The 23581-nt window shown below is 45.9% G+C and carries 39 protein-coding genes; 35 read left to right on the top strand and 4 right to left on the bottom strand.

The window, feature by feature from the left end; genetic code table 11:
* Positions 1-46: 46 nt before the first annotated feature.
* Positions 47-1225 carry an LdpA C-terminal domain-containing domain gene (locus H6G17_RS11530; protein WP_192157216.1) on the bottom strand — a complete coding sequence of 393 codons (1179 nt, stop codon included), beginning with the start codon at positions 1223-1225 and terminating at the stop codon, positions 47-49.
* A 102-nt stretch (positions 1226-1327) separates the two neighbouring features.
* Positions 1328-1816, bottom strand: a complete 489-nt coding sequence (locus tag H6G17_RS11535; RefSeq protein ID WP_192157218.1) for an NAD(P)H-quinone oxidoreductase subunit N — start codon at positions 1814-1816, stop codon at positions 1328-1330.
* Positions 1817-2512: 696 nt separating this feature from the next.
* On the opposite strand from H6G17_RS11535, the gene rplC reads away from it, so the two are divergent.
* The 32 genes from rplC to prfA all read left to right on the top strand — a co-directional run bounded on the left by rplC (position 2513) and on the right by prfA (position 20372).
* Positions 2513-3151 (top strand): 50S ribosomal protein L3, encoded by a 639-nt coding sequence (gene rplC, locus H6G17_RS11540; RefSeq protein ID WP_192157220.1) that lies wholly within the window; start codon positions 2513-2515, stop codon positions 3149-3151.
* Positions 3152-3252: 101 nt separating this feature from the next.
* Complete coding sequence (gene rplD, locus H6G17_RS11545; RefSeq protein WP_192157222.1) at positions 3253-3885, top strand: 50S ribosomal protein L4; 633 nt, start codon at positions 3253-3255, stop codon at positions 3883-3885.
* On the top strand, positions 3878-4192 hold the full coding sequence (locus tag H6G17_RS11550; RefSeq protein ID WP_015152300.1) for a 50S ribosomal protein L23: 315 nt from the start codon (positions 3878-3880) through the stop codon (positions 4190-4192). The genes rplD and H6G17_RS11550 overlap by 8 nt, the downstream gene beginning before the upstream one ends.
* 159 nt (positions 4193-4351) lie before the next feature.
* Complete coding sequence (gene rplB / locus H6G17_RS11555; RefSeq protein ID WP_192157224.1) at positions 4352-5215, top strand: 50S ribosomal protein L2; 864 nt, start codon at positions 4352-4354, stop codon at positions 5213-5215.
* 99 nt (positions 5216-5314) lie between these two features.
* A complete protein-coding gene (rpsS, locus tag H6G17_RS11560; RefSeq protein WP_015152298.1) occupies positions 5315-5593 on the top strand; it encodes a 30S ribosomal protein S19 in 279 nt (92 codons plus the stop codon).
* Positions 5594-5673: 80 nt separating this feature from the next.
* Positions 5674-6030, top strand: coding sequence for a 50S ribosomal protein L22 (rplV, locus tag H6G17_RS11565; RefSeq protein ID WP_015152297.1), 357 nt, complete (start codon positions 5674-5676; stop codon positions 6028-6030).
* 67 nt (positions 6031-6097) lie between these two features.
* A complete protein-coding gene (gene rpsC / locus H6G17_RS11570) occupies positions 6098-6844 on the top strand; it encodes a 30S ribosomal protein S3 (RefSeq protein WP_015152296.1) in 747 nt (248 codons plus the stop codon).
* Between the two features lie 69 nt (positions 6845-6913).
* Positions 6914-7333 carry a 50S ribosomal protein L16 gene (rplP, locus tag H6G17_RS11575; RefSeq protein WP_015152295.1) on the top strand — a complete coding sequence of 140 codons (420 nt, stop codon included), beginning with the start codon at positions 6914-6916 and terminating at the stop codon, positions 7331-7333.
* 3 nt (positions 7334-7336) lie between these two features.
* Positions 7337-7570: a 50S ribosomal protein L29 gene (gene rpmC, locus H6G17_RS11580; RefSeq protein ID WP_015152294.1), complete on the top strand. Its 234-nt coding sequence runs from the start codon at positions 7337-7339 to the stop codon at positions 7568-7570.
* Positions 7571-7576: 6 nt separating this feature from the next.
* The gene (gene rpsQ / locus H6G17_RS11585; protein ID WP_015152293.1) at positions 7577-7864 is read left to right on the top strand and encodes a 30S ribosomal protein S17; all 288 of its coding nucleotides are present in this window, start codon (positions 7577-7579) and stop codon (positions 7862-7864) included.
* Positions 7861-8229: a 50S ribosomal protein L14 gene (rplN, locus tag H6G17_RS11590; RefSeq protein ID WP_192157226.1), complete on the top strand. Its 369-nt coding sequence runs from the start codon at positions 7861-7863 to the stop codon at positions 8227-8229. The genes rpsQ and rplN overlap by 4 nt, the downstream gene beginning before the upstream one ends.
* A complete protein-coding gene (rplX, locus tag H6G17_RS11595) occupies positions 8229-8591 on the top strand; it encodes a 50S ribosomal protein L24 (protein ID WP_192157228.1) in 363 nt (120 codons plus the stop codon). Before rplN ends, rplX begins: the two co-directional genes overlap by 1 nt.
* A 98-nt stretch (positions 8592-8689) precedes the next feature.
* Positions 8690-9238: a 50S ribosomal protein L5 gene (rplE, locus tag H6G17_RS11600; protein ID WP_192157230.1), complete on the top strand. Its 549-nt coding sequence runs from the start codon at positions 8690-8692 to the stop codon at positions 9236-9238.
* Between the two features lie 18 nt (positions 9239-9256).
* A complete protein-coding gene (gene rpsH / locus H6G17_RS11605; RefSeq protein ID WP_015152289.1) occupies positions 9257-9661 on the top strand; it encodes a 30S ribosomal protein S8 in 405 nt (134 codons plus the stop codon).
* Between the two features lie 84 nt (positions 9662-9745).
* Positions 9746-10285 carry a 50S ribosomal protein L6 gene (rplF, locus tag H6G17_RS11610; protein ID WP_192157409.1) on the top strand — a complete coding sequence of 180 codons (540 nt, stop codon included), beginning with the start codon at positions 9746-9748 and terminating at the stop codon, positions 10283-10285.
* Positions 10286-10287: 2 nt separating this feature from the next.
* Complete coding sequence (rplR, locus tag H6G17_RS11615; protein ID WP_192157232.1) at positions 10288-10647, top strand: 50S ribosomal protein L18; 360 nt, start codon at positions 10288-10290, stop codon at positions 10645-10647.
* A gap of 87 nt (positions 10648-10734) precedes the next feature.
* Complete coding sequence (gene rpsE / locus H6G17_RS11620) at positions 10735-11262, top strand: 30S ribosomal protein S5 (protein ID WP_015152286.1); 528 nt, start codon at positions 10735-10737, stop codon at positions 11260-11262.
* A gap of 68 nt (positions 11263-11330) precedes the next feature.
* Positions 11331-11777, top strand: coding sequence for a 50S ribosomal protein L15 (rplO, locus tag H6G17_RS11625; RefSeq protein ID WP_015152285.1), 447 nt, complete (start codon positions 11331-11333; stop codon positions 11775-11777).
* Positions 11778-11839: 62 nt separating this feature from the next.
* Positions 11840-13147 (top strand): preprotein translocase subunit SecY, encoded by a 1308-nt coding sequence (gene secY, locus H6G17_RS11630; RefSeq protein ID WP_192157234.1) that lies wholly within the window; start codon positions 11840-11842, stop codon positions 13145-13147.
* Positions 13147-13713: an adenylate kinase gene (locus H6G17_RS11635; RefSeq protein WP_192157236.1), complete on the top strand. Its 567-nt coding sequence runs from the start codon at positions 13147-13149 to the stop codon at positions 13711-13713. Before secY ends, H6G17_RS11635 begins: the two co-directional genes overlap by 1 nt.
* A 228-nt stretch (positions 13714-13941) precedes the next feature.
* Entirely contained in the window at positions 13942-14166 is a 225-nt protein-coding gene (gene infA, locus H6G17_RS11640) for a translation initiation factor IF-1 (protein ID WP_006196724.1), read from the top strand.
* Between the two features lie 110 nt (positions 14167-14276).
* Positions 14277-14390, top strand: a complete 114-nt coding sequence (gene rpmJ, locus H6G17_RS11645) for a 50S ribosomal protein L36 (RefSeq protein ID WP_015152282.1) — start codon at positions 14277-14279, stop codon at positions 14388-14390.
* A 100-nt stretch (positions 14391-14490) separates the two neighbouring features.
* Positions 14491-14871 (top strand): 30S ribosomal protein S13, encoded by a 381-nt coding sequence (gene rpsM / locus H6G17_RS11650; RefSeq protein WP_015152281.1) that lies wholly within the window; start codon positions 14491-14493, stop codon positions 14869-14871.
* Positions 14872-14937: 66 nt separating this feature from the next.
* Positions 14938-15330 (top strand): 30S ribosomal protein S11, encoded by a 393-nt coding sequence (gene rpsK / locus H6G17_RS11655; RefSeq protein WP_015152280.1) that lies wholly within the window; start codon positions 14938-14940, stop codon positions 15328-15330.
* 20 nt (positions 15331-15350) lie between these two features.
* Positions 15351-15482: a hypothetical protein gene (locus H6G17_RS34040; protein WP_277875981.1), complete on the top strand. Its 132-nt coding sequence runs from the start codon at positions 15351-15353 to the stop codon at positions 15480-15482.
* Between the two features lie 58 nt (positions 15483-15540).
* Positions 15541-16488 (top strand): DNA-directed RNA polymerase subunit alpha, encoded by a 948-nt coding sequence (locus H6G17_RS11660; protein ID WP_039714880.1) that lies wholly within the window; start codon positions 15541-15543, stop codon positions 16486-16488.
* A gap of 90 nt (positions 16489-16578) precedes the next feature.
* A complete protein-coding gene (gene rplQ / locus H6G17_RS11665; protein ID WP_192157238.1) occupies positions 16579-16929 on the top strand; it encodes a 50S ribosomal protein L17 in 351 nt (116 codons plus the stop codon).
* Between the two features lie 20 nt (positions 16930-16949).
* Entirely contained in the window at positions 16950-17867 is a 918-nt protein-coding gene (gene truA, locus H6G17_RS11670) for a tRNA pseudouridine(38-40) synthase TruA (RefSeq protein ID WP_192157240.1), read from the top strand.
* Positions 17868-17939: 72 nt separating this feature from the next.
* Positions 17940-18392 carry a 50S ribosomal protein L13 gene (gene rplM, locus H6G17_RS11675; RefSeq protein ID WP_192157242.1) on the top strand — a complete coding sequence of 151 codons (453 nt, stop codon included), beginning with the start codon at positions 17940-17942 and terminating at the stop codon, positions 18390-18392.
* Positions 18392-18814: a 30S ribosomal protein S9 gene (gene rpsI, locus H6G17_RS11680; protein WP_015152275.1), complete on the top strand. Its 423-nt coding sequence runs from the start codon at positions 18392-18394 to the stop codon at positions 18812-18814. The genes rplM and rpsI overlap by 1 nt, the downstream gene beginning before the upstream one ends.
* Positions 18815-18910: 96 nt before the next feature.
* Positions 18911-19162, top strand: coding sequence for a 50S ribosomal protein L31 (gene rpmE / locus H6G17_RS11685; protein ID WP_192157244.1), 252 nt, complete (start codon positions 18911-18913; stop codon positions 19160-19162).
* Positions 19163-19271: 109 nt separating this feature from the next.
* A complete protein-coding gene (gene prfA / locus H6G17_RS11690; RefSeq protein WP_192157246.1) occupies positions 19272-20372 on the top strand; it encodes a peptide chain release factor 1 in 1101 nt (366 codons plus the stop codon).
* A gap of 262 nt (positions 20373-20634) precedes the next feature.
* Here the strand turns inward: prfA and H6G17_RS11695 are convergent, their stop codons facing one another.
* Entirely contained in the window at positions 20635-21186 is a 552-nt protein-coding gene (locus H6G17_RS11695) for a transposase (protein ID WP_192157248.1), read from the bottom strand.
* Positions 21187-21457: 271 nt separating this feature from the next.
* On the opposite strand from H6G17_RS11695, the gene H6G17_RS11700 reads away from it, so the two are divergent.
* The 3 genes from H6G17_RS11700 (at position 21458) to H6G17_RS11710 (ending at position 23157) form a co-directional block, all read left to right on the top strand.
* On the top strand, positions 21458-22432 hold the full coding sequence (locus H6G17_RS11700; RefSeq protein ID WP_192157250.1) for a hypothetical protein: 975 nt from the start codon (positions 21458-21460) through the stop codon (positions 22430-22432).
* A 5-nt stretch (positions 22433-22437) separates the two neighbouring features.
* On the top strand, positions 22438-22929 hold the full coding sequence (locus tag H6G17_RS32575) for a hypothetical protein (protein WP_199316660.1): 492 nt from the start codon (positions 22438-22440) through the stop codon (positions 22927-22929).
* An 84-nt stretch (positions 22930-23013) separates the two neighbouring features.
* Positions 23014-23157, top strand: coding sequence for a hypothetical protein (locus tag H6G17_RS11710; protein WP_192157252.1), 144 nt, complete (start codon positions 23014-23016; stop codon positions 23155-23157).
* A gap of 7 nt (positions 23158-23164) precedes the next feature.
* On the opposite strand, the gene H6G17_RS11715 is transcribed toward H6G17_RS11710, so the two are convergent.
* The gene (locus H6G17_RS11715) at positions 23165-23395 is read right to left on the bottom strand and encodes a hypothetical protein (RefSeq protein ID WP_015152271.1); all 231 of its coding nucleotides are present in this window, start codon (positions 23393-23395) and stop codon (positions 23165-23167) included.
* Positions 23396-23581 lie beyond the last annotated feature (186 nt).

A 23581-nucleotide genomic window follows, 5' to 3' on the forward strand; every position in this document is an offset into this window, starting at 1 on the left:
TAGAGCTATTCAGTCAACAATAGCGAGAAGGTTTAGCAATTTTGTTCTATGGCAACTCCATAGACTTCAGTTGAGATACCAGCGAATAGGCAAGTTCTACTGCTTGCCATAGTAATTCCGGTACGTTTTCCAAGCGGGCGATCGCTCTTTCATTGGCTGGATTTACCTCCATTTGTTCTAATTGGTGCAAAATCGGCGATAGCAAAACGCGGGCATAACTGCCGTAAGCAACTCCTGAAATGAATTCGGAATTCGGAATTCGGAATTCGGAATTCGGGAGTCGGGAGTTGTAATTGTTTTGACTTTTAACTTTTGACTTTTGACTTAACATTCCCATCGCCTGCAACTTAGCAACGGTATAACTGTTCGTTCCACCTGCAAGTTGAACGTATCCAGGTAAGCCAGCCGCCAAGACTTTTTGACCTAATTTCACGGCGGCTAAGGTTGTACCGTCGCCAATATCACCGCTCATCGGTCGCCCGTCAGTTTGCCAAATTATCGGACACTTAAGGGGAGAAATTAGACGATGCAGGCTGTGGAGATATTCTATTAACCCATCACCATCAGGACAGCTAATTGCCACAAGTTTCAAGCGCTCGATCCAGGGAGCTATACTTAACCATAAACGCTTAAATTCTGCTGTTCTACCTACCTGGGTATGAATTTCTACTGCATCGACACCAGTTGCAAGTACGAGCGGCGCGATCGCTCCTGGTGTCGATACATAAGAGCGAGTGTAAATAATTTGCGGCGGACAAACAGGCAAACACCGCCCGCAGCCGTAACAACTTTCCGATATAACTCCAGAAGAGACAACTTTAGAATAATCGTCCTTGGGGGGATGAAACACAATTGCTTGGGCAGGACAAACTCGTTCGCACGGGCGATCGCATAGTGAGGGACACTCAACCGCATTAAACTCTGCTTTGCGAAAATGTGGGTCTTCGCCATCGTTGAGGCTTACCATCAACCAAGGCAACTTTACTCGACTGCCAAAGCCGCGCTGTCGAGCTTCTTCCATTAACGTACTTGCCACCCCGAGTGCGGCTTGCGCTGACGCAATTACAGATGGGTCTGCTGCCACATCAATGCAATCAGCACCAGCCAGAGTATACGCTAAGCTAAGATTTCTTACCGCAGGCAGATGCTGGTAGCTGGCTCCGCAAATCAATTTGAACCAGTGACCTTCCTTTAATGAGCGTAAGGCGTTGTCAATCTCAGTCACACTTCTATGCTAATGTGCAACCGATCAAAAAGAAGATTTCCTCGATTAATTTCTGTATGTTTATCGATCGCCAAATTTTTTGCTCTTGCGACAAATAAGTCTTTATACAGCTTGGTAGCTAGGTGCAAGTGTATCTCGAAGAGGTTGCCAGCGAAAATAGCGCTCTCCTCCTCTTTCTAAGACGATTTTTACTCGCGGATCTAGGCTATGCAAATTGACCAAAAATTCAATTTCTTGATTCGAGAGAATGTGTCCTTCAATAATCCACAGTACTAACCCTTTAGACTTGGGTGGGAGTTGTTCCAGGTTGTAGCCGACTATTGGTGGCAGGTAATAAACATATCCCACTGCTGCCCCTTGACCTACACTCTTCTTACCCAAATGTGGTGGACGCACGCCATGAACTCCAGTTAGATAAGCCGATACGTCTCCTAGCCCCCTAGCAGTAATATTCAGGGTTGTGTAGCCAGTAGCACGCAGGCGGCGACGATAACGACCTTCAAACCCACCTTCTAGCGGAGCGTAAACGCCCAGCGCCCCGTGCTTTTCTAAGTCGCGAATTAATTTGCTACCAGTAGTAAAGAGTGGCATCGTTAAGTATGGTTGTTTAATTCCATTCTTATCTTAATATTCAGTTGCCAGTTATCAGTTGCCAGTTATTAGTTGTCAGTTATTAGCGCTCGGCGATCGCCTTGAAAAAAATCCCGTCAACAGTTGTCATTTGCGATCGCATAGTCTAAACTGTTAGATCGTGACGAAACAAGGTAGCTAGACAAAACTCATTAATTGTTTTTGACAGCTTGCTGAAGTCCTTCGGGAAGAGGATGAGATCCTCTAAGAGGCAAGCAATTTGTTTATGAGTGTCTGACTACATTTTTTAGCGCGTGAGTGGCAGTCTGGCGTGTGAGGCAGTTGAATTGCTTTACTAGTGCTTCCCTGGATTCTGAGAACGTGGGTTGACGAAATCTCAGAGAAGCTAAACCTAGAGAACTATTCAGGTTCTCAGGAATGGATACTAAGTAGCTTGCTACTTAAGTCCTACTCAAGCTAGACAGTGCCAGAGCAAATTCTCTCGCCATTGGCAACTGCTTCGCAGTAGAGTGTTTTGCGAGTTACAGCGATGAAGTGGGTTTAAACCAATTAAGCCGATTGCTCGCTACTCCAACCTGAAAACCTTTTGAAGGCGAACGGGCTGGACAGATACTGGCAGCAGAGATAGTAAGAACCGCATCCCACCTTTGCAATCCGGTTCCGATGCAACTGAGTTAAAAAGGAGAAAGAATTCCCGTGTCCATTGGTATTCTTGGCACTAAATTGGGTATGACCCAGGTATTTGACGAGACAGGAAAGGCTATTCCCGTTACTGTCGTTCAAGCGGGTCCATGTGTTGTAACCCAGATAAAAACTAAACAAACTGACGGCTACACTGCCATTCAAGTCGGATTTAAAGAAGTAAAACCCAAAGCACTGAGCAAGCCAGAATTGGGTCATTTAGCAAAATCTTCTGCTCCTGCTTTACGTCATTTGCACGAGTATCGCCTCGACAATACAAGCGAGTATACGCTAGGGCAGCAAATTACAGCAGATATATTTAATTCAGGACAAATTGTTGATGTCAGTGGTAACAGCATCGGTCGCGGTTTTGCTGGTTATCAAAAGCGACATAATTTCGGTCGCGGTCCGATGTCTCACGGTTCTAAAAATCACCGCCTTCCTGGATCTATCGGAGCTGGTACGACTCCTGGTCGTGTCTACCCAGGTAAGCGGATGGCAGGTCGTTTAGGTGGGTCGCAAGTCACGATTCGCAAACTGACTGTCGTGCGGGTAGATGCAGAACGCAATCTATTGCTGATAAAAGGAGCAGTTCCAGGTAAACCAGGTGCTTTGCTCAACATTATACCTACTAAGAAAATTGGTAAGGGGTAATGGGTAATAGGTAATGGGTAATAGGCAACTTGCAACTACCAATTACCAACTACCAATTACCAGTCCCAAATCCAAAATCAATTGAAAAGGTAAAACCCAAAATGGTTGAGTGTGTAGTCAAAAATTGGCAAGGTGAAGCAGTCGGACAAGCGACGCTCGAATTAAAAGTGGCGAAAGAGACAAGCGCTTCTCATATCGTTCACCGCGCCCTAGTTAAACAATTAACAAATGCCCGTCAAGGAACTGCTAACACCAAAACTCGTGCAGAAGTAAGAGGTGGCGGTCGCAAACCTTGGAGACAAAAAGGCACGGGACGCGCTCGTGCTGGTTCGATCCGCTCGCCCCTCTGGCGGGGTGGTGGTGTCACCTTCGGACCCAAGCCGAGAACGTACAACCTGAAAATGAACCGCAAAGAGGAATTGCTGGCATTGCGCACGGCTTTTGCGAGTAGAGCTGATGATATGGTCGTCGTAGAAGACTTTGCCGAGCAGATCTCGCAACCAAAAACGAAAGAAATGACAGCCGCGATCGCGCGCTGGGGAATAGAACCAGGCACGAAAGTTTTATTAATTGTCGCTGAAGAAACAGAAAACGTTTACTTGTCAGCCCGTAATATCGCCAAGCTGACTTTAATTTCAGCCGATGAATTAAACGTTTATGACATCCTCAACGCTGACAAAATTGTCGCTACATCATCCGCCCTTAATATGATTCAGGAGGTCTACAGTGCTTAAGATCGACCCCCGCCAGTTACCAGATATCGTCCGCCGTCCGATTTTGACTGAAAAAGCCACGCGGTTGATGGAGCAGAACAAATATACATTTGACGTGACTCCTCAAGCTAGCAAACCGCAAATCAAGGCAGCGATCGAAGACTTATTTGAAGTTAAAGTCGTACAAGTCAACACCCTGCTCAAACCTCGAAGAAAAAAGCGGGTAGGCAGATTTGTTGGTTTCAAACCTCAATACAAACGAGCGATCGTTACCGTAGCGCCTGGGGATGAAGACAAGATCAGACAAGTTCTCTTCCCAGATGTTTAAGCTGGTCATCCGTCGTAGGGGCGGGTTTAAAAGACGTGACTCTGTGGATACCAAATAACTTAATCAAACAAACCCGCCCGTACAAAGGTCGTTAGTCATTAATAATAAACAAATGACAAATGACAAATGACAAATGACAAATGACTAAGGAAAAAAATTATGGGTACTCGTTCCTATAGACCATACACCCCTAGCACGCGCCAACGGATCGTTTCCGATTTTGCTGAAATTACCAAAAGCGAACCAGAAAAGTCGCTAGTAAAGTACGTTCACAATCCTAAAGGACGGAACAATCGCGGTGTCATCACTTCTCGTTTTCGCGGTGGCGGACATAAGCAACTCTACCGCATCATCGATTTCAAACGCGATAAGCGCAACATTCCAGCCAAAGTCGCAGCGATCGAATACGATCCCAATCGGAACGCTAGAATTGCCTTACTTTACTACCAAGATGGAGAAAAGCGTTACATTATCCAGCCAAACGGCTTGAAAGTAGGAACAGTCGTGACTGCTGGAGTGGATGCGCCCATTGAAGACGGTAATGCACTACCTTTAGCTAACATTCCCCTTGGTACAACAGTCCACAACGTCGAACTGACTCCAGGACGCGGCGGACAAATTGTTCGTGCTGCTGGTGCTAGCGCCCAAGTGGTAGCCAAAGAAGGTAATTATGTCACCCTCAAGCTCCCTTCCGGCGAAGTCCGCATGATTCGTCGTGAATGCTACGCCACAATTGGACAAGTAGGTAATACCGACGCGAGAAACCTCAGCGCAGGAAAAGCTGGTCGCACCCGTTGGAAAGGTAAAAAGCCCCACGTTCGGGGTAGCGTTATGAACCCCGTCGATCACCCACACGGTGGTGGTGAAGGTAGAGCGCCCATTGGTAGATCGGGTCCAGTCACCCCTTGGGGTAAGCCAGCATTAGGTATGAAGACTCGTAAGCGGAAAAAACCAAGTTCTGCTTTAATCGTCCGTCGCCGTCGTAAATCCTCCAAGCGCGGACGTGGCGGTCGCGAAAGCTAAATTTGGGTAATGGGTAATGGGTAATAGGTAATGGAAAATTACCAACCACCAATTACCAACTACCAACTACTAATTACCAACCACCAACCACATAAAACTATGGGTCGTTCTTTAAAAAAAGGTCCTTTCATTGCCGATAGCCTACTCAGCAAAATTGAAAAGCTGAATTCACGAGGCGAAAAACAGGTGATCAAAACTTGGTCGCGGGCATCAACAATTCTGCCACAGATGGTCGGTCACACGATCGCAGTTCACAATGGCAGACAGCACGTTCCCATCTATGTTTCCGAACAAATGGTAGGACATAAATTAGGTGAATTTGCTCCCACTCGCACCTTTCGCGGTCACGCCAAGAGTGACAAAAAAGCAGGTAGGTAGTCATTTGTCATTAGTCATTAGTCATTTGTTTCTAGCTAATGACAAATAACAAATGACGAATGACAAAAACGGAGAAAGTTATGGCTACAAACACAACTAATACACAAGAAATCAAAGCGATCGCCCGTTACATTCGCATGTCTCCTTTTAAAGTGCGGCGCGTCCTCGATCAAATTCGGGGGCGCTCGTATCGGGAAGCATTAATTATTCTAGAGTTCATGCCTTACCGTGCCTGTGAGCCAGTGTTGAAAGTGCTGCGTTCTGCCGTTGCTAATGCCGAACACAACGCTGGATTAGAACCATCCGAGCTAAAAATTACCCAAGCCTATGCCGACCAAGGACCAGTGCTGAAGCGCTTCCGTCCGAGAGCGCAAGGGCGAGCGTATCAGATTCGCAAGCCGACCTGTCACATCACGATCGCCGTAGCAGCTCAATAAGGAGGGAGTATCGAACGATGTTAATTGTTCGCTACTCCTACTCCCTACCCACTACTCACTACTCAACATGGGACAAAAAATTCATCCAGTCGGTTTTCGCCTCGGCGTTACCAAAGAACACCACTCTCGTTGGTTTGCCGAGCCACAGCGATATCCTGAAATTCTCCAAGAAGACTATAAACTACGGCAATACATCGAGCAGAAGCTAGGTCGTTATGCTGCCAATAATGCCGGAATTGCTGAAGTTAGGATCGAGCGTAAAGCAGATCAAATCGAGCTAGAGTTACGCACTGCTCGCCCTGGTGTAGTCGTCGGTCGTGGTGGAGCTGGCATTGAAGCCTTGCGTAACGGACTTCAAGAACTTCTGGGCAGCCAACGCCAAATTCGGATTAACGTTGTCGAAGTCGCCCAAGTTGATGCCGATGCCTTTCTAATTGCCGAGTACATTGCGCAACAGTTAGAGCGTCGCGTCTCCTTCCGCCGCGTAGTACGCCAAGCGATTCAACGCGCTCAAAGAGCTGGCATTCAAGGGATTAGAGTTCAAGTTGGCGGTCGGCTTAACGGCGCAGAGATTGCCCGTACCGAATGGACGCGCGAAGGTAGAGTGCCATTACACACCTTACGGGCAGATATAGACTACGCCTACTGTACCGCAAAAACCATTTACGGCATTTTAGGAATCAAGGTTTGGGCGTTTAAGGGAGAAATTATCCCTGGACAAGAACCACAGCCTACCCCTGGAACCAATCAACCCCGCCGCCGTCAACAGCAGCGCCGACGGCAGCAGTTTGAAGACCGTTCTAACGAAGGTTAACTGTCATTCGTCATCAAATGACAAATGACAAATGACAAATGACAAATGACGAATGACGAATGACAAACCATGCTAAGCCCTAGAAGAACAAAATTCCGCAAACAACAACGCGGACGAATGAAAGGACTTGCCACCAGAGGTAGTAACATCAACTTTGGTGAATTTGCCCTACAAGCTCAAGAACCAGCTTGGATTACCTCTCGGCAAATTGAGGCAAGCCGTCGCGCCATGACTCGCTATATCCGTCGTGGTGGGAAGATTTGGATTCGGATTTTCCCCGATAAACCAGTTACCATGCGTCCGGCTGAAACCCGTATGGGTTCGGGTAAAGGTTCGCCTGAGTTTTGGGTAGCTGTAGTTAAGCCAGGACGAATTTTGTTTGAAATCGCTGGCGTACCAGAAGCAACTGCTCGCGAAGCAATGCGGTTGGCTTCTCACAAACTACCAATTCAAACAAAGTTTATTATGCGCGAGGAGGAGCAAGTATAAGTCATGCCCCTACCTAAGATTTCAGAAGCTAGAGAATTAACCGACGAACAGTTAGCAACAGAAATTATTGCTATTAAAAAGCAATTGTTTAGCCTGCGCTTGCAAAAAGCAACCCGCCAGTTAGAAAAGCCGCACCAAATCAAGCACGCCAAACATCGGTTAGGGCAATTGCTGACGGTGGAACGCGAGCGCCAACTGGCAAACACGAATGAAGCTGAACCCGCAACAGAAGAGTAAGTAACGATGGCAGTCAAAGAAAGAATTGGCTTAGTCGTGAGCGACAAAATGCAAAAGACTGTGGTAGTTGCGGTAGAAAACCGCTCTCCTCACCCCAAGTACGCCAAAATTGTCGTGCGTACTCGGCGCTACAAAGCTCACGACGAAGAGAATAAATGTAAAGAGGGCGATCGCGTCCGCATTCGCGAAACTAGACCTCTCAGCCGTACAAAACGCTGGGAAGTGATAGAGATTCTCGATAGTCCCACCACCGCGATCGCTGCTGTAACTACCACAACGGGAGAACAACAGTGATTCAACCCCAAACCTATCTCAACGTCGCGGACAATAGTGGGGCGCGAAAATTAATGTGTATCCGCGTCCTTGGTGCTGGTAATCGTCGTTACGGGAACGTCGGCGACGTAATTATCGCCGTCGTTAAAGATGCCATTCCCAATATGGGAGTCAAAAAATCTGATGTCGTGCGAGCGGTGATCGTCCGTACCCGCAAAGGTTTGCGACGTGATAGCGGCATGAGCATTCGTTTTGATGACAATGCCGCCGTGATTATCAACCAAGATGGCAACCCCAGAGGAACGCGGGTATTTGGACCTGTAGCCAGAGAGCTGCGGGATAAAAGCTATACCAAAATCGTTTCTTTAGCGCCGGAGGTGCTGTAATGGTAAAGAGAAAAGGAGCCAAAGAAAATAAACCAGTTCGCCACAAAATGCACGTCAAAACTGGCGATACGGTACAGGTAATTTCTGGAGCAGATAAAGGTAAAGTCGGCGAAATTGTGCGATCGCTTCCAGAAAAAAGCCAAGTAATTATCAAAGGCGTAAATGTCAAGACTAAGCACGTCAAGCCCAAAGAAGAAGGGGAATCGGGTCGGATCGTTACCTTAGAATTTCCCATCCACAGTTCCAACGTCATGCACTATTCCACCAAGCAAAATGTCGCTAGCCGAATTTGCTATACCTTCAACCAAGAAGGCAAAAAAGTGCGGATGCTGAAAAAAACTGGTGAAATCATCGACAAATAATTAGTCATGGGTCATTAGTCACTAGTCATTAGTGATGAGTGATTGACAAATGACAAATATAATTCCCTGACCAAGACCAGGGTAAACAAGGAAAGACTATGGCATCGTCAAAACTCAAAAGCATATACCAAGAGAAAATTGTGCCGCAATTGGTGGAGCAATTTCAATACAAAAACCTCCATCAAGTCCCCAAGCTAGTGAAAATCACCATAAACCGAGGTTTAGGTGAAGCAGCACAAAACGCTAAAGCAATGGAATCGTCTTTGACTGAGCTAGCAACGATCGCAGGTCAAAAACCCGTAGTCACGCGAGCAAAAAAAGCGATCGCGGGCTTTAAAATTCGTCAGGGGATGCCAGTAGGCATTATGGTAACTCTGCGGGGCGATCGCATGTACGCTTTCCTCGATCGCTTTGTCAATCTTGCCTTACCTCGGATTCGTGACTTTCGCGGCATCAGTCCCAAAAGCTTCGACGGACGCGGTAACTACACCCTTGGTGTAAGAGAACAGCTAATTTTTCCTGAAGTCGAATACGACAGTATCGACCAAATTCGCGGCATGGATATTTCCATCATTACCACTGCCAATACTGACGAGGAAGGTCGTGCCTTACTCAAAGCATTTGGTATGCCCTTCCGAGATCAATAAATTCTACAAGAGGAAACGATGGCGGCTAACGACACAATTGCTGATATGCTGACGCGCATCCGCAATGCTAATATGGCGCGGCATCAGACAACAAAAATCCCTTCTACCAAAATGACTCGCAACCTTGCCAGAGTCTTACAAGAAGAAGGTTTTATCGCCCAGTTTGAAGAAGAAGCGCAAGAAGGGGTAAAACGCAATCTGGTAGTTACCCTCAAGTACAAGGGTAAAAATCGCCAGCCGATCGTCACTGCGCTCAAAAGAGTCAGCAGACCAGGACTGCGAGTTTACTCCAACCGAAAAGAATTACCGCGAGTATTAGGTGGGATTGGCATTGCTATCATCTCCACCTCGCACGGCATCATGACCGATCGCGAAGCCCGTCGTCAAGGTCTAGGTGGCGAAGTTCTCTGCTATATCTGGTAAATTCGTCACTTGTCATTTGTTATTTGTCATTTCTATTCACCAATGACCAATGACCAATGACCAATGACAAACAAGGAGTTAATCATGTCTCGAATCGGCAAACGTCCCATTAACATCCCCAGCAAAGTTACCGTCACCATTAACGGCTCCCACGTCGCTGTCAAAGGTCCTAAAGGGGAACTTGCTCGCGTCCTTCCCAGTGCCGTTACAGTGGAACAGGAAGGAGACGCAATTTTAGTCAAACGGCACGATGAATCTCGCCTCTCCCGACAACTCCACGGTTTATCCCGCACCCTAGTGGCAAACATGGTGGATGGAGTTTCGCAAGGATTCCAAAAGCGGTTGGAAATTCAAGGGGTAGGCTATCGAGCGCAACTTCAAGGACGCAACTTAGTCCTCAGTCTTGGCTACAGCCATCCCGTGCAAATCGAGCCACCCGAAGGCATCCAACTCGCCGTAGAAAACAACACGAATGTCATTGTCAGCGGCTTTGACAAAGAATTAGTTGGCAACGTCGCCGCTCAAATTCGCGACAAGCGCCCGCCAGAACCCTATAAAGGTAAAGGCGTTCGCTACGCCGGAGAAGCCGTCAGACGTAAAGCTGGTAAGGCAGGTAAGAAGTAATTATGAAGCTCAGTCGTCGAGAATCCAGGGAAAAACGGCATCGTCGGATCAGAAAAGTTGTAGTAGGCAGTACGGAACGCCCGCGCCTAGCAGTGTTTCGCTCTCACCAGCATATCTACGCTCAAGTCATAGACGATTCCCTACATCATACTTTGGTAGCTGCTTCTACTTTAGACCCAGATTTAAAATCCCTCGAATCTAAAGGAACGTGCGAAGCATCAGTGGAAGTTGGTAAATTAATTGCCCAACGCGCTAAAGCTAAAGGCATATCACAAGTTGTCTTTGACCGAGGCGGAAACCTCTACCACGGTCGAGTCAAAGCACTAGCTGACGCAGCACGGGAAGCAGGATTAGATTTTTAATTTGTTAATGGTTAATAGTTAATAGTTGATGGCGATTAACAATGAACGATTAACAATTAGCAATTAACATTTTTAGAGGCACTCAATATGGCAACAGGTCGTCGCAAAGCTAATCGAACTAAAGAAAAAGAAACGACTTTTCAAGAGCGGGTGATTCAAATCCGGCGGGTGAGTAAGGTCGTTAAGGGAGGAAAAAAACTCAGCTTCCGTGCCATTGTCGCTGTCGGTAATGAGCGCGGTCAAGTTGGGATCGGAGTAGGTAAAGCTGGAGATGTGATCGGCGCTGTGAAAAAAGGCGTAGCAGATGGCAAAAAACATCTCATTGATGTCCCATTGACCAAATCTAACTCGATTCCCCATCCAACTAATGGCACTGGTGGCGGAGCAAAAGTATTAATGCGTCCAGCCGCACCTGGAACGGGTGTAATTGCGGGGGGTGCAGTCAGAACCGTACTGGAATTAGCAGGAGTGCGGAATATTCTAGCCAAACAGCTAGGTTCCAACAACCCCCTGAATAATGCTAGAGCTGCCGTTAATGCCCTTGCTACACTCCGCACTTTTGCCGAAGTCGCAGAAGAACGCGGCATTCCAGTAGAAAAGCTCTATATCGTCTAATCGTCATGCGTCAAACCAATGACCAATGACCAATGACCAATGACCAATGACAAACTAACAAAAAAGTTATGAGACTAACTGACGTTAGACCCCAAAAAGGCTCAAAAAAACGCGCTCGTCGTCTCGGTCGAGGAGTTTCTGCCGGACAAGGTGCGAGTGCTGGCAAAGGGATGCGCGGGCAAAAAGCCCGTTCTGGTGGTGGTACTAGACCAGGATTTGAAGGCGGTCAGCAGCCCTTGTATCGCCGTCTACCTAAGTTGAAAGGCTTTCCAATTATTAATCGTAAAGAATACATTACGATTAATGTAAGCAAGCTGTCTTCACTTCCTGCTGATACGGAAGTTAACTTGTCCTCGTTAAAAGAGGCGGGAATAATTAAAGCTGCTAAAGGTTCGCTTAAAATTTTGGGAGATGGGGAATTAAACGTTGCTCTCAAGGTACAAGCGGCAGCTTTTACAGCATCAGCTAAAAGCAAGATAGAAGCAGCTGGCGGGAGTTGTGAAGTTGTTAAGTAGCTAAAGTTTTTGACTGAAGTTATTTAACGCAAATGCCTATGGCAGTAGAAAGGTAGCCGTTTATGATTAGTCGAGATAAAGCCCCAACAGCTCAAGAAACTTTCATGCAGATGGCACAAGCAGCCGGACTGAGAGGAAGGTTGCTTGTCACTATCGGTATGTTAATTTTGGCTCGCTTAGGTGTATTTTTACCTGTACCAGGAATCAACCGCGAACAGTTCGCTCAAAGCGTACAAAATAACAGTTCTATCATCGGTTTTTTAGATATCTTTTCCGGTGGCGGACTTTCAACTTTGGGGGTTTTTGCCTTAGGAATATTGCCATACATTAATGCCTCGATCATAATCCAATTACTGACAGCTGCAATCCCAGCTTTAGAGAATTTACAGAAAAATGAGGGTGAGGCAGGTAGACGACAAATTTCTCAAGTCACCCGCTACGTCGCTTTAGGGTGGGCAATTCTGCAAAGTACATTTATTGCAGCAATTTGGATCAGACCATTTGCCCTTAACCCAGGACCAGTATTCGTGATTGAAACCGCGATTGCACTCACAGCTGGTTCGATGTTTGTCATGTGGGCATCGGAACTGATTACGGAGCGCGGTGTCGGTAATGGTGCATCGCTGTTGATTTTTGTCAACATCGTTGCCTCTCTACCTAAATCCTTAGGCGATACCATTACTCTGGCACAAACTGGAGGCAGGGAAACCATCGGACGAGTCATCGTTCTATTGCTGGTATTTTTAGTCATGATTGTCGGAATTGTCTTCGTCCAAGAAGGCACTCGCCGCATCCCGATCATTTCAGCTCGTCGTCAAGTAGGACGCAAGCTTTATCTAGAGCGGAGTAGCTATCTACCTTTGCGGTTGAATCAAGGCGGTGTAATGCCAATTATTTTTGCTTCTGCCGTCCTAATTCTGCCAGCTTCACTCGCTAGGTTTACCCAAAACGAATATGTGATTAACATCTCCAATGCAATCAGTCCTGGCGGTTCTACGCCTTGGCTCTACGCCCTAGTGTACTTCGTAATGATTGTTTTCTTCAGTTACTTCTACTCCACGTTGATCGTGAATCCGGTTGACTTGGCACAGAACTTGAAGAAGATGGGTTCTAGTATTCCAGGCATTAGACCAGGTAAAGCAACGAGCGAATACGTCGAACGGGTGCTTAATCGACTGACATTTTTGGGAGCTGTTTTTCTCGGCGCAGTGGCAATTATTCCTACAGCTGTGGAAAGTGCTACCAGAGTCCCGACCTTTCAAGGATTAGGAGCAACTTCGCTGTTGATTCTAGTTGGTGTGGCAATTGACACGGCAAAACAGATTCAAACCTATGTGATCTCCCAGCGTTATGAAGGAATGGTGAAGTAGTGCCGCGATTGATTTTTTTGGGACCGCCAGGAGCAGGTAAAGGCACGCAAGCAAAACACCTTGCCAATTCCTGGCAGATCCCCCATATCTCGACTGGTGATATTTTGCGCCAAGCTATGCGCGATCGCACGCCTTTAGGAATTCAAGCTCAAGGCTACGCCGACCGAGGCGAACTCGTCCCCGACCAACTAGTAAACGATCTCGTTGCCGAACGCCTTCAGCAATCAGACGCGCAAGCGGGATGGATTCTAGATGGGTTTCCCCGCAAACTCAGCCAAGCAGTATTTTTAGACGAACTGCTGCAAAAGCTTAACCAAGGTTCTACGCGAGTGGTGAATCTAGAAGTACCAGAAGCGATCGTTGTAGATCGGTTGCTGAAACGGGCAGAAAAAGAAGGACGAGCTGACGACACTGAAGAAGTGATTCGTCGTCGCTTGGAAGTCTATCACCATGAAACTTCGCCTTTAATTGATTTCTACCGGAATCGCCAACAACTTGTCTCGGTCGATGGCAATTGCTCGATGGAAGAAGTGACGGCTCACCTGCAAACAGCAGTTCATAGCTAACTGTTGGGGATGTTTTGGGATGTGGGTAATTGGTAGTTGGTAAGAAGTTGGTGCGCGGTGCGCTCTTGTGTTGAAGCGAGCGGTGAAGCGCCTTCTGCTTCTTCAGTTCTCTTCTTCCCGACTCCCGACTGCCGATTTTCGATAAGATATATTAACAGTGGAAAAATATGTCCAAAAGCGCTAGAGCTAATTCCACAAAAAAATCAGTAGAGTTGAGGAATCAACAAGTTGTCTAAACAAGATTTAATTGAAATGGAAGGCACGGTGACAGAATCGCTGCCTAACGCTATGTTTCGCGTCGATCTGGACAACGGCTTTAACGTACTCGCCCACATCTCTGGCAAAATTCGCCGTAACTACATTAAGATTCTACCTGGCGATCGCGTGAAAGTCGAACTCACGCCATACGATTTGTCTAAAGGTAGAATTACCTATAGACTACGCAAAAAATAATTGAAGTTAATTTTTAGCAACATCCAAGTCCGAAAACTCAGTATGAGTGCTAAATTCTTGCAGAAAACTCAATCGTAGTATTATAATATAGAGTTTGTAATGTAAAAGTCATGAAAGTTAGAGCTTCTGTAAAAAGAATTTGTGAAAAGTGTAACGTTATCCGCCGTAAAGGTAGGGTAATGGTTATTTGTTCTAACCCGAAACACAAGCAACGTCAAGGCTAACTATAAAATGATGGGCGCCGATCGTCGCCATCTGGTGTTTCAGTTAACACCGTGAAAGAGTGAATATTGTTGCAGCAAAGCAAGACTAGGGAGAAACAGCGTGGCACGGATATCTGGTGTAGACCTTCCGCGAGATAAGCGGATTGAGATCGGTCTGACCTATATTTATGGGATCGGCTTAACGAGATCGAAAGAAATTTTGGCGACTACAGGTGTCAACCCAGATACCCGCGTCAAAGATCTCGGCGATGCCGATGTAGCAGCTCTGAGAAACGAGATAGAAGCAAACTATCAAGTTGAAGGAGATTTAAGGCGTTTGGAGACGATGAACATCAAACGCCTGATCGATATTGGTACGTATCGGGGTCGTCGTCATCGGATGGGCTTACCCGTTAGAGGACAACGCACTCGTACCAATGCTCGTACCCGTCGAGGCAGACGACAAACGGTAGCAGGGAAGAAAAAGGCTCCAGGGAAATAAATAACTTCCTAGAAATGTAGAGCATTTTTGAATTGAGTAGAGCAAAATTAAACCGATCGTAACCCTATGGCGCGACCAACTAAGAAAAGCGGTACGAAAAAGCAAAAACGCAACGTACCAAATGGCATGGCATACATCCAATCTACATTCAACAACAGCATAGTCACCATTACAGATCAAAATGGCGATGCGATTTCGTGGGCATCGGCTGGTTCTAGCGGCTTTAAGGGAGCGAAGAAAGGCACTCCTTTTGCCGCGCAGACTGCAGCTGAAAGTGCTGCACGACGCGCAGTTGACCAAGGTATGCGTCAGATCGAAGTCATGGTCAGCGGACCTGGAGCAGGCAGAGAAACAGCAATTAGAGCGCTGCAAGGGGCGGGATTAGAGATTACTCTAATTCGCGACATCACGCCTATTCCACATAATGGCTGTCGTCCGCCCAAACGCCGCCGAGTATAAACTCAAATGTCCAAAAAAATGTGGAAATTTCTGCAACCTGCGCGTTCGTCCAGTGGGCGATCGCGTTATCTTGTCCCAAAAGTCAGCTAGAAACTGAAACGGCGGAACAGATAAATCAACTCAGAAATTCAGGGAAAAATTCAGGCATGTAACTCAGGCAAGCGGTTGCTATGCCAATTTATAGGAGCTAACAATAGGGGAGGTTACTCCGTGGCGCAATTTCAAATCGAATGTGTTGAGTCTATTACGCAGGAGAATCGGAGTCAATATAGTAAGTTCGTCTTGGAACCTCTCGATCGCGGTCAAGGAACGACAGTAGGTAACGCCTTAAGGCGAATTTTACTCTCTAATCTAGAAGGTACAGCAGTCACAGCCGTCCGAATTGCAGGCGTAAGCCATGAATTTGCTACAATTCCTGGCGTGCGCGAGGACGTAATGGAAATTCTGATGCAGATGAAAGAAATCGTCCTCAGAAGCCACTCCTCGCAAGCCGTAACTGGTCGATTGCTCGTCCACGGGGCTACTACAGTTACTGCGGCTCATTTCGATCTACCAGCAGAAGTAGAAATTATCGACCCCAATCAGTACGTAGCTACCCTAGCAGACGGGGCGAAATTAGAAATGGAATTTCGGGTCGAACGGGGAAAGGGTTATCGCACGGTCGAACGAGGGCGCGACGAAGCTACGTCCATCGATTACCTACAAATTGACTCGATCTTTATGCCAGTTCGTAAGGTCAACTACAGCGTTGAAGATGCGCGGGTAGACGGTTCGCTGCAAAAAGATCGGTTGATTATGGAAATTTGGACAAACGGTAGCCTAACACCGCAAGAAGCCCTTTCTTCTGCCGCAAATATTCTCGTTGACCTGTTCACCCCCTTAAAAGACATCTCGCTGGCGGCGATGAAAGACGAAATTCCCGCCGACGAAGACCCGACTAGTCAGATTCCAATTGAAGAACTGCAACTTTCCGTCAGGGCTTACAACTGTCTCAAACGAGCGCAGGTGAATTCGGTAGCTGACTTACTAGACTATACCCAAGAAGATCTACTAGAAATTAAGAACTTCGGTCAGAAGTCAGCGGAGGAAGTGATCGAAGCGTTACAGAAGCGTTTAGGCATTACCTTGCCGCACGAGAAATCTTCCAAACCTACCTGAAATACTCTTTGAAAGAAGGATGTAGCAATCCATCCTTCACCCCCGATCCTACCCTACGGGAAGGGCTTCACCCTACATCCTTTTACAATCATGCGTCACCGCAATAGCATTAAAAAACTTAGTAAACCAGCAGACCAACGCCGCGCCCTACTAAGAGCGCTGACCACCGAACTACTCAGACACGGACGAATTACCACTACTAAAGTAAGAGCAAAGGTCGTACAGTCTGAAGCAGAAAAAATGATTACCCTAGCTAAAGATGGCTCTTTAGCAGCTCGTCGTCAAGCTATCGGATATATCTACGATAAGCAACTCGTACACGCTCTATTCGAGCAAGTCCCCGATCGCTATGGTAGCCGCGCTGGTGGTTACACTCGCGTTTTACAAACGATACGCCGTCGGGGCGACAATGCAGAAATGGCAATTATCGAACTCGTTTAAAATACTGTGGCGCTTTGGAAATGGCTGTTTGGCAACCGGAATTGACAAGTAGAGTCGCCCTGGTAATTCAATACCTGGGGACTCGTTTTCATGGATGGCAGCGACAGCCGCAGCAGCGTACGGTTCAGGAAGAAATAGAAATTGCGATCGCTAATGTCCTGGGTTATCCAATTGTCATTCATGGAGCAGGCAGAACGGATGCTGGAGTTCATGCTGCTGCCCAAGTTGCTCACTTTAATGTAGTTGATTGTCCGATTCCAGCCTATCGCTGGGCAGCAATTCTCAACAGTCGTCTGCCAGAAGATATCTTAATTCGCGCTTCGGCTGAGGTGAGCTTGGATTGGCACGCCCGCTTTTCTGCTAAGTGGCGGCGCTATCGCTACACTCTCTACACCGACCCCCGACCGAATTTATTTGCCAAAGCTTTTAGCTGGCACTATTATCACGTACCTCTAGATGAATCATTAATTCAAGCAGCATTAAAACCTCTACTCGGCAACCACCATTTAGCAGCTTTTCATCGGGCGGGTTCTAGTCGCGCTCATTCTTGGGTAGAAGTACAAGCAGCGGAATGCCATCGTCAAGGTTCGTTTGTGCAAATTGAATTGCAGGCAAATGGCTTTTTGTACGGCATGGTGCGGCTATTACTGGGATTGCTGGTTCAAGTGGGCAGTGGACAGCGATCGCTAGCTAATTTTACCGAGATTTGGCAGCAGCAACGCCGCGCTGAAGTCAAGTACGCCGCTCCTGCTGCTGGCTTGTGCCTGCTACGAGTTGGCTATACTGAATTTCCTTTTCCTGCTGAAGTTTGGTATGATACGCAACCCCAATTTTTCTTACCAGACGTAACCGCTGCCCCAACAGAACAGACAGAGCCGATTTCTACTCCATCCTACATAGCATCTGCTCTACTTTCTCAGGCTGCCGCACAAACATGAACCCAAATTATTTCAAGTAAATTATTTTAGGGTAAATATTCCAGTAGATTATTTCAGGATAGTAAAACCACCATGACCAAAACCTACATCCCCCCTCAAAATATGATTAATCAGCAGTGGTATCTGGTCGATGCCGCTGACCAACGCTTAGGCAGGCTCGCCACTGAAATTGCTAATATTTTGCGAGGCAAAAATAAGCCAGAATTTACCCCACATATGGACACTGGTGATTTTGTCATCGTTGTTAACGCTGAGAAAATTAAAGTCACAGGGAAAAAACGCAGTCAAAAACTTTATCGCCGTCATTCTGGAAGACCTGGCGGGATGAAAACCGAAACCTTTGCTCAACTTCAAGCACGGATACCAGAGCGCATTGTAGAACAAGCTGTTAAAGGTATGCTGCCAAAAAATAGCTTGGGCAGACAACTCTTTACTAAGCTCAAAGTCTACGCTGGTGCAGAACATCCCCATCAAGCGCAACAACCAGAAGCAATTAAAATTCAAACCATCCCAGGAGACAAGTAATGCAAGCAACACAAACCCCTGCCACTAACGGGCGAGTCATGTACTGGGGTACAGGACGACGCAAAGCGTCTGTAGCTAGAGTTCGTCTAGTTCCAGGTAACGGTCAACTCGTCGTCAATGGTAAAGCTGGCGACTTATATTTTCAATTCAATGCCAGCTACCTTGCAGCCGCTAAAGCACCTCTAGAGACGCTAGGTCTAGAGAACGAATACGACATTCTCGTAAACGCTCACGGCGGCGGCTTAACCGGACAAGCCGATTCAATTCGTTTAGGAGTTGCCCGCGCCCTTTGTCAATTGGAGCCAGAAAATCGCTTGCATCTGAAGAAAGAGGGTTATTTGACTCGCGATCCCAGAGCTAAAGAACGGAAGAAATACGGCTTACATAAAGCACGGAAAGCTCCTCAATTCTCGAAGCGATAAATTGGTAATGGGTAATGGGTAATTGGTAGTTGCCTATTACTTACTAGCTATTACCAGCCAAAAGCTACAATAAGATTAGAAAATTAGGAAAAAAAGATGGCAAAACCAGATATTCATCCGCAGTGGTATCCCGAAGCTAAGGTTTACTGCAACGGGGAACTAGTAATGACTGTTGGTTCGACTAAGCCAGAACTCCACGTTGATGTCTGGTCTGGCAATCACCCGTTCTATACTGGAACTCAAAAGATTATCGATACTGAAGGGCGCGTAGAACGCTTCTTGAGAAAATACGGCATGATGGATCCCTCCCAAGCAGGCAATACAGAAGGAAAGCCCAAGAAGAAGTAGCGCGGTCAGTTCAATTTTGGATTTTAGATTTTGGATTTAAGTTAGAAAAATCTGAAGTCTAAAATTTTTGTATATGACCCAATCTACTATTTGCTGAGCGATCGCGACTATGGCGGAACCTTACCTGCTAAATAAGCTCAAATCAGTCGAGCAAACCTACAATGAATTGACTCGTCGCCTTGCCGACCCAGATATCGCTACCGACCCGGTAGAGATGCATCGGGTCGCGAAGGCTCGTTCTTCTTTTGAAGAAGTCGTCAATACTTATGAAACTTGGAAAACCGCTCAGGAAGAGCTTAAAGGAGCGCGTCAAGTTTTAAAAGAAGCAGCTAGCGATCCAGAGTTGCAAGAAATGGCAGCTTTGGAGGTGCAGGAATTAGAAACTAAATTAGAGCAGCTAGAAGCTCGCTTGAAGGTTTTACTGCTACCCCGCGACCCGAACGATGACAAGAATATTATGTTAGAAATTCGGGCAGGTACTGGTGGCGATGAAGCGAGTATCTGGGCTGGAGATTTAATTAGAATGTATTCCCGCTATGCCGAAACTCAAAACTGGCGCGTCAAGCTAGTGAGCGAATCTCTGGCAGAAATGGGCGGATTTAAAGAAGCAGTGCTAGAAATTCAGGGCGATTCTGTCTACAGCAAACTCAAGTTTGAAGCAGGGGTTCACCGCGTTCAGCGCGTACCAGTCACGGAAGCAGGGGGACGAGTTCACACATCTACTGCTACTGTCGCGGTGATGCCAGAAGTGGATGACGTAGAAATTCACATCGATCCGACTGAGATTGAAATGAAAACAGCTCGCTCTGGCGGTGCTGGCGGTCAAAATGTTAACAAGGTGGAGACAGCGGTAGACTTATTCCACAAACCAACGGGAATTCGGATTTTCTGTACGGAAGAACGCAGCCAGTTACAAAACAAAGAACGGGCAATGCAAATCTTGCGAGCTAAATTGTACGAAATGAAGCTGCGGGAACAACAAGAAGCTGTTACTTCCATGCGGCGATCGCAAGTTGGAACGGGTTCGCGATCGGAGAAGATTCGCACCTACAACTACAAAGATAATCGGGTCACAGACCATCGTTTGGGACAGAATTATTCTCTGAACCCAGTCCTAGAAGGCGATATAGAAATAATTATTCAAGATTGCATCGCTCAAGATCAGCAGGAACAGTTAGCAGAGTTAGCTGCATCGAGTGCGGGTGCGTAGAGAGCGATCGCGCTTGGATTGATACGGTAAAATATGATGGCATAATCCTTCCTAAGTTTAGGGAGGGTTAATTTTTTGGTATGTGAGACTAGGCAGGGAAGCTCCCCGTGATGGGAAAATGCGATCGCGCTTTGGAATTTGTGGAGGGAGGAAGTGCGATTGCAATCTATATCAATTTTCTTTTGATTACCATATATTTGTAGGGACGCACATCTGTGCGCCCCCACAGATTTGGTATCCTATCCAATCGACAACGGCTATATTACTTTAAAGCAGAATTAGTTGGATTGTCTAAATCGTGAAGCCAATTAAAAGGATTATTTATGATGTACTGCTGAATTTTATTTAAAGAAGCTTCATTGCGAATAACTCGTTCATAATAATTTCGTTGCCAAACTGATATTTTAGGAGTCTGGCGTATTTCGTTAATTTGCTTTGTAGTGGTAGATTTAAATCCAGCAATCAATGACGACAGAGAACGCGGTTTTCGACGTAGGGGCGCACAGTTGTTGTGCGCCCCTGAATCTAGTATTCTTACAGAAGATGTGAATATAACAATTGCATGTATGTGATTAGGCATGATAACCCATTCATCTAATTCAATTCCTGGTCGAATTGTGGGCGATCGCAAACATTCTTCAGCTACTATACATCCAACTTTATTCAAGCGCATTTGACAATCCATAACTTCGCCAAATATACATTCTTTTTGGTAGGTACAAATGGTAATAAAGTAAGCACCTGCTTGAGAATAATCATAACCACGTAAACGAATAGACTGACGGCGATGAATTTTGGAATTATACGAGGTCATTATTAGCTTTTTTCATTGGATGTAATACATGGCTTGTAGGGGCGCACAGCTGTGCGCCCCTACAATATGCCCGCAGTAATTTATTAAACATAATCTCGATCGCTCGACTTTATATAAGCTTTTAGTTACCTTCATTCAAAGCTCAAATTCTCTAAGTTTATAGCGTGTAAATTAAGAAAATATTTAGTGATTCTTGGCAGTACGCAAAACATATTTGTAGGGGCGCACAGTTGTGCGCCTGGTTGTATATGAATAAAAATAGGAGTATTTTGTGATTCCAATTATTCTTGGTGCTATTGCTTTAGGTACTACAGCTTTTGGTGGGCTTGCGTGTGTCGCAGGTATGGCTGATATGGATCTAGCAAAAAAAATTGGTGAACGCGCTCAAAAACGCTACAAAAGTAAAGTTAGTCAATTGCAAGCAGACTGGGAAACTGCTAACCAGATAGCAGAGGAGTACAGTCAACTTCAGATTGATATCAAAATGTGCACAGTTGGACGTTTTGTTGATTTTATCGAGCGGCGAATTGGTCAGCAAGCTTCGCAAAGCGATCGGCAGATTTTAGAAGGACTAGAAATTTCAATTCAGCAGCTCAAACAGTATCAAGTTATGGCTATAGAGGCTGAAGAGTGGGTTAAAGGCGGTTTATCAGCAGCAGTTACAGGTGCAGCAGTAAGTTCTGGGACAATTACACTTGCAAAGTCTGTAGGAACAGCTACAGTAACAAGATTCTTTGGTTTGTGGACTACTGAAGTAGGTATCTCATCGCTTGGTGGAGCTGCTGCTAGAAATGCAACAATAGCATGGTTAGGTGGTAGTAGTATGGCTGTTGGAGGTTTTGTTTTGGGAGGTCTGACACTGGGTCCTGCCTTAATGATCGGTGGTTTTCAATTAGCGGGTAAAGCAGAGGAAGCTTTAACCAAAGCACGGAAGTATGAAGCTGAAGTAAACACGGCAATAGCTCAATTTGACGCAGCAAGAGACTTTCTTCAACAAGCAAGGCGGCAAATTTTTGAGTTAGAGGATTTGGTTAAATTGCTTAACGATCGAGCTGTTCTAGGTCTTAATGAACTTGAATCATTGCCATCATTTAACAAAGATAGGGATGCTTGTAAATTTCAGCAGCTAGGGCTTTTAATAAAAGCACTTACAGAAATTATAAAAACACCTGTTTTAGACAAAAAAGGACTATTGAATCAGGATGCCGTGACTGTCCACGCTAAGTACCGTTATCTAGGAGTTTAGTAAAAATGCCTTTGCAATATATTGGCGCAGTATTAACTGCGCTTGAAGCAGCACAATGTTTATCTGGCATTGTTTCAGATTATCAGCAAGTTACAGAACAACAAGAAATTAGGCGGCGTGAAATTACAGCTTGGGAGAGAACGACGTTTATAGGGACAGCGGTTTCAGCGTATATAAACTACAAAGAAATTACCGAACAAGAGCAGACAAAGCGGCGTGAAATTGAAGCGTGGGAAAAAACTACTATCGCGAAAATTAACGCTCAGCGAGCAATATTGATAGGATATCTCGATCGCTCGTTTGATGAACGAGCAGAAAATTTTCGGGCTTTGTTCAATGTAGTCGATCGCGCAATTACAACAGGCAATAACGAGCAACTAGAAGTAGCCTTACGTTCAATTACAGAAATAGCGAAATCAAGCCCATTCAAAGAATTTACTAATTTAGCTTCAGTAAAAGCGGCGCTAGACGATCCAAATCACGAATGGGCATTTTGATAAACGTATTGAAATAATACAGATTTTGTATGGACGCACGATGGATATTTTGAAATAATACATATCTTGTAGGGGCGCACAGCTGTGCGCCCCTACATCATTTATGCGCCCGTACATCTATGCGCCCTAACTGATTTATTACCAATACGAATAAATTTGACGTTGGAAATTCCGATCGCTGTTTTCAATACCACAGTTAAAGCGATCGCCTCCTTCCCATCCAACTAACCTAAAACTACTGCTGAATCTCTCCCCGTGCTAGACGTGTTTCGTACTCTTCTGGATTCCTTGAATAATCTGATAAATCTGAAGTGCTAATTTTCAATGCTTCCGTAGATTGCATCCATAGAGCCGAGCGAGTGTTATCTTTGTCTAGTCGCAAAGAGTCTACAAAATGACTTACTTCCTTAACAAGCGGTTCTGGCAGTTGGAGAATTTTGGAAATTGTCTCATCATACAAGCTCATTTGTTTTTCCTTGTTTGAATCAATTGATGCACCGAATTTGCGTACCAACAGCCTAATGAAGATAATTCAATATAGAGGTGTGAGGGCTGCGCGTCAATCATGTTAGTCATCTTAGGTGACTTCAACCCAGAAATTAAGATTCTCAAAATCTTTCCTCTGTCTTGAAGAACGCACCCTACATTTCGC

The organism is Chroococcidiopsis sp. [FACHB-1243], assembly GCF_014696895.1.
Lineage (GTDB): Bacteria > Cyanobacteriota > Cyanobacteriia > Cyanobacteriales > Chroococcidiopsidaceae > Chroococcidiopsis.

Coding starts and splice junctions, on each gene's coding strand:
- H6G17_RS11535 (WP_192157218.1), bottom strand. CDS start 1,816: ATGCCACTCTTTACTACTGGTAGCAAATTAATTCGCGACTTAGAAAAG.
- rplD (WP_192157222.1), top strand. CDS start 3,253: ATGGTTGAGTGTGTAGTCAAAAATTGGCAAGGTGAAGCAGTCGGACAA.
- rplB (WP_192157224.1), top strand. CDS start 4,352: ATGGGTACTCGTTCCTATAGACCATACACCCCTAGCACGCGCCAACGG.
- rpsS (WP_015152298.1), top strand. CDS start 5,315: ATGGGTCGTTCTTTAAAAAAAGGTCCTTTCATTGCCGATAGCCTACTC.
- rplV (WP_015152297.1), top strand. CDS start 5,674: ATGGCTACAAACACAACTAATACACAAGAAATCAAAGCGATCGCCCGT.
- rpsC (WP_015152296.1), top strand. CDS start 6,098: ATGGGACAAAAAATTCATCCAGTCGGTTTTCGCCTCGGCGTTACCAAA.
- rplP (WP_015152295.1), top strand. CDS start 6,914: ATGCTAAGCCCTAGAAGAACAAAATTCCGCAAACAACAACGCGGACGA.
- rpmC (WP_015152294.1), top strand. CDS start 7,337: ATGCCCCTACCTAAGATTTCAGAAGCTAGAGAATTAACCGACGAACAG.
- rpsQ (WP_015152293.1), top strand. CDS start 7,577: ATGGCAGTCAAAGAAAGAATTGGCTTAGTCGTGAGCGACAAAATGCAA.
- rplX (WP_192157228.1), top strand. CDS start 8,229: ATGGTAAAGAGAAAAGGAGCCAAAGAAAATAAACCAGTTCGCCACAAA.
- rplE (WP_192157230.1), top strand. CDS start 8,690: ATGGCATCGTCAAAACTCAAAAGCATATACCAAGAGAAAATTGTGCCG.
- rpsH (WP_015152289.1), top strand. CDS start 9,257: ATGGCGGCTAACGACACAATTGCTGATATGCTGACGCGCATCCGCAAT.
- rplF (WP_192157409.1), top strand. CDS start 9,746: ATGTCTCGAATCGGCAAACGTCCCATTAACATCCCCAGCAAAGTTACC.
- rplR (WP_192157232.1), top strand. CDS start 10,288: ATGAAGCTCAGTCGTCGAGAATCCAGGGAAAAACGGCATCGTCGGATC.
- rpsE (WP_015152286.1), top strand. CDS start 10,735: ATGGCAACAGGTCGTCGCAAAGCTAATCGAACTAAAGAAAAAGAAACG.
- rplO (WP_015152285.1), top strand. CDS start 11,331: ATGAGACTAACTGACGTTAGACCCCAAAAAGGCTCAAAAAAACGCGCT.
- secY (WP_192157234.1), top strand. CDS start 11,840: ATGATTAGTCGAGATAAAGCCCCAACAGCTCAAGAAACTTTCATGCAG.
- rpmJ (WP_015152282.1), top strand. CDS start 14,277: ATGAAAGTTAGAGCTTCTGTAAAAAGAATTTGTGAAAAGTGTAACGTT.
- rpsK (WP_015152280.1), top strand. CDS start 14,938: ATGGCGCGACCAACTAAGAAAAGCGGTACGAAAAAGCAAAAACGCAAC.
- rplQ (WP_192157238.1), top strand. CDS start 16,579: ATGCGTCACCGCAATAGCATTAAAAAACTTAGTAAACCAGCAGACCAA.
- truA (WP_192157240.1), top strand. CDS start 16,950: ATGGCTGTTTGGCAACCGGAATTGACAAGTAGAGTCGCCCTGGTAATT.
- rplM (WP_192157242.1), top strand. CDS start 17,940: ATGACCAAAACCTACATCCCCCCTCAAAATATGATTAATCAGCAGTGG.
- rpsI (WP_015152275.1), top strand. CDS start 18,392: ATGCAAGCAACACAAACCCCTGCCACTAACGGGCGAGTCATGTACTGG.
- rpmE (WP_192157244.1), top strand. CDS start 18,911: ATGGCAAAACCAGATATTCATCCGCAGTGGTATCCCGAAGCTAAGGTT.
- prfA (WP_192157246.1), top strand. CDS start 19,272: ATGGCGGAACCTTACCTGCTAAATAAGCTCAAATCAGTCGAGCAAACC.
- H6G17_RS11695 (WP_192157248.1), bottom strand. CDS start 21,186: ATGACCTCGTATAATTCCAAAATTCATCGCCGTCAGTCTATTCGTTTA.
- H6G17_RS32575 (WP_199316660.1), top strand. CDS start 22,438: ATGCCTTTGCAATATATTGGCGCAGTATTAACTGCGCTTGAAGCAGCA.
- H6G17_RS11715 (WP_015152271.1), bottom strand. CDS start 23,395: ATGAGCTTGTATGATGAGACAATTTCCAAAATTCTCCAACTGCCAGAA.